Annotated in this window: 3 protein-coding genes and 1 tRNA gene; 1 reads left to right on the top strand and 3 read right to left on the bottom strand. The window is 66.7% G+C overall.

The window, feature by feature from the left end; genetic code table 11:
* Both LH128_RS25375 and LH128_RS25370 read right to left on the bottom strand, forming a co-directional pair.
* Positions 1-75: transfer RNA gene (locus LH128_RS25375), tRNA-Asn, on the bottom strand.
* A gap of 74 nt (positions 76-149) precedes the next feature.
* A complete protein-coding gene (locus LH128_RS25370; RefSeq protein WP_008832554.1) occupies positions 150-1,358 on the bottom strand; it encodes a trans-sulfuration enzyme family protein in 1,209 nt (402 codons plus the stop codon).
* 208 nt (positions 1,359-1,566) lie between these two features.
* On the opposite strand from LH128_RS25370, the gene LH128_RS25365 reads away from it, so the two are divergent.
* Positions 1,567-2,847: a phospholipid carrier-dependent glycosyltransferase gene (locus tag LH128_RS25365; RefSeq protein WP_008832553.1), complete on the top strand. Its 1,281-nt coding sequence runs from the start codon at positions 1,567-1,569 to the stop codon at positions 2,845-2,847.
* Here the strand turns inward: LH128_RS25365 and LH128_RS25360 are convergent.
* A partial coding sequence (locus tag LH128_RS25360) for a DUF2238 domain-containing protein (RefSeq protein ID WP_008832552.1) occupies positions 2,834-3,033 on the bottom strand: 200 nt, incomplete at its 5' end. The two genes, LH128_RS25365 and LH128_RS25360, sit on opposite strands and share 14 nt — an antisense overlap.

Genomic DNA, 3,033 nt, shown 5'->3' with positions numbered 1-3,033 from the left:
TGGCTCCCCGAGTAGGATTCGAACCTACGGCCATTCGATTAACAGTCGAATGCTCTACCGCTGAGCTATCGGGGAACGGCCTGCCAGCGTCGGGGGGCTGGCAGGCTAAACTGGCAGTCGCTCTTCAACGCGACCGCGTCGGCGCTACTTTAAAGGCCGATGGCCTTCAAAGCCTGATCCATGTCTTCCTTGAGGTCTTCGATGTCCTCAAGGCCGACATTGATGCGCAGCATGCCTTCGCCGATGCCCATCGCCTCGCGGCCTTCCGGCCCCATGTTGTGGTGCGTGGTCGAGGCCGGGTGGCACATCAGCGAACGCGAGTCGCCGATGTTGTTCGAGATGTCGATCAGCTTCAGGGCATCGAGCAGCCCATGCGCCTGTTCGCGCCCGCCATCGAGCACGAAGGAGAAGATCGGCCCGCAAGCATCCATCTGCTTCATCGCCAGCGCCTGCGCCGGGTGGCTGTCAAGCCAGGGGTGCAGGATCGTGGGCACGCGATCTTCCATGAACTTGCCGAGAGCCAGCGCGTTCTCGCTCTGCTTCTTGGCGCGCAGGTCCAGCGTCTCGAGGCCCTTGAGCACGACCCAGGCGTTGAACGGCGAGAGGTTCGGGCCGGTGTTGCGCTGGAACGGCAGCAGCACGTCGTTGATGAACTGCTCCGAACCGCAGACGGCGCCAGCAAGGACGCGGCCCTGCCCGTCCATCAGCTTGGTCGCGGAGTAGGCGACGACATCGATGCCGAACTCCATCGGCCGCTGCAGCGCGGGCGAGCAGAAGGCGTTGTCGACGACCGTGGTGATGCCGTGCGCCTTGGCGATCTCGGCGATGGCGGCGAGGTCGGCGACGCCCATGGTCGGGTTCGCCGGGGTCTCGAAGAAAAAGACCTTGGTGTTGGGGCGGATCGCCGCTTCCCACTGCGCGGTGTCACCGGCGTCCACCAGCGTCACCTCGACGCCGAAGCGCGGCAACAGGTGGTCGCCCAGCCAGCGGCACGAACCGAAAGCGGCGCGCGCGCTCACCATGTGGTCGCCCGCCGAAAGCTGGCACAGCAGCGCGGCGGTCATTGCCGCCATGCCGGTGGCCTGCGTACGGCACGCCTCGGCGCCTTCGAGGAGAGCGATGCGCTCCTCCAGCATCGCCACCGTCGGGTTCTGCAGGCGCGAGTAAGTCATGCCTTCCTCGTCGCCCTGGAAGCGGGCGGCGACCGTGGCGGCATCGTCGTAGCTGTAACCCGAAGTCAGGAACAGCGCTTCGCTGGTCTCGCCCATTTCCGAGCGCCAGGTGCCTCCGCGGATGGCGCGGGTTGCGGGGCGCCAGCTCTGGGTCTGGCTGCGGTCCTGTCCGGTGGTGCGTTTCATGGCGCAAGCCTCTAAGGGCGCGCGCGAGTCTGTGCAAGCGCGCTGGGCCCACCCCGCTGCGACGAGGCAGCAAACTGCCAAGTCTCGCTACCCCTCCCGCATGCGGGATGGGCGGTAGGCTTGGCCGCGAAGCGGCTTAGCCGGACGGGGAGGGGCGAACCGCTCAAGCGCTTGCCGAAACCCGCGCCCCTCTTTATCCGCGCATCCGATGCCACTCTCCCGTCAAAATCGCGATCCGCTCGGCTGGTGCCTTCTCATCGTCGCGGCGTTCGAGGCGCTGGTGCTGTGGCGGCTGACGATCCCCTCGCGCTACTACTTCGACGAGGTTCACTACGTCCCCGCCGCGCTCAAGCTGCTGGAGCTGATCCCCGCCAACCGCGAACATCCGCTGTTCGCCAAGGAAGTGATCGCCGGCTTCATCCACCTGCTGGGCGACAAGCCGCTGGCGTGGCGCCTCGGCCCGGCACTGTTCGGCGGACTCGGCCTGTTCGCCTTTGCGCGGCTGGTCTGGCATGTGACGCAACTGCGCCGCGCGACGGTGCTGGCGACGGCGCTGCTGGCCACCAACTTTATGTGGTTCGTGCAAAGCCGCATCGCCATGCTCGACATGATCGCCGCAGGCATGTGCATGGTGGGCCTGTGGCAGTTCGCGGCCGCATGGCGAGCGAAACGCACCGGCATCGCGCGCATGCACCTGATCCTGAGCGGCCTGGCCCTCGGCCTGTCGCTGGGCGCGAAGTGGAGCGGCGCTCCGGCGCTGGCGATGCCGGGTCTCGCCTTCCTCGCCATGCGTATCGCGGATACCGGCCCGGTCTTCATCGGCAAGCGCGGCGCCGGGCCGATCAAGGGCGTGAGCCTGATCGAGGCCGCGCTGTGGCTCGGCCTGTTTCCGATCGCGGTCTACTGGGCGACGTTCATCCCGGCGATGTTCTACCCGCACCACACGCTCTCGCCCTGGGGCTTCGTCCAGCAGCACGAACTGATGGTACGCCTGCAGGATAGCGTGAAGAAGCCGCACCCTTACAAGACGTACTGGTATCAGTGGATCGTCGACTGGCGGGGCATCTGGTATCTGTTCCAGAACGTCGACGGCGCGCACCGCGGCGTGGTGATGATCGGCAATCCGATGGCGATGATCGCGGGCCTCCTCGCGTTCTTCTGGAGTGTGTGGGCCGCCCTCTTCCGCGGCCGCCGGGACGTGCTGTTCTTCGCGGTGCTCTATTTCGTGTGCGTGGGCATGTGGGCGGTGAACGGCAAGCCGGTGCAGTTCTACTACCACTACCTGCTGCCGGGCGCGTTCCTGATGGCGCTGCTGGCGCTCGGCCTCGACGCCTTGTGGGACCGGCGCGACCGCTGGCGACTGGTGGCGCGGTGGGTCTTCGGCCTGTCGCTGGCGCTGTTCGTGGTGTTCTACCCGATCATCTCGGGCTGGCCGCTGCCCTTCAAGGACGCCTACAACCTGTGGATGTGGCTGCCTAGCTGGCGGTAAGCCGCGTGCGCAGCCGCAGGCCCCCTGCCGCCGCCACCGCGCCGATCCCGGCGAGCGCCATGTCCTTTTGCGGGTCCCACGGATCGCCCTGCTGCCCGTTGTAGGCAAGCGCGTCAGGCCCGGCCATGAACACGGTCAACAGCCACTCGAAGATTTCATAGATCGCGCTGCCCGCCAGCACGAACT

It is taken from the genome of Sphingomonas sp. LH128, assembly GCF_000293195.2.
Taxonomy (GTDB): Bacteria; Pseudomonadota; Alphaproteobacteria; order Sphingomonadales; family Sphingomonadaceae; genus Novosphingobium; species Novosphingobium resinovorum_A.
The sequence above is the reverse complement of the archived record's forward strand: the minus strand, read 5'-3'. Positions and strand labels throughout refer to the sequence as shown.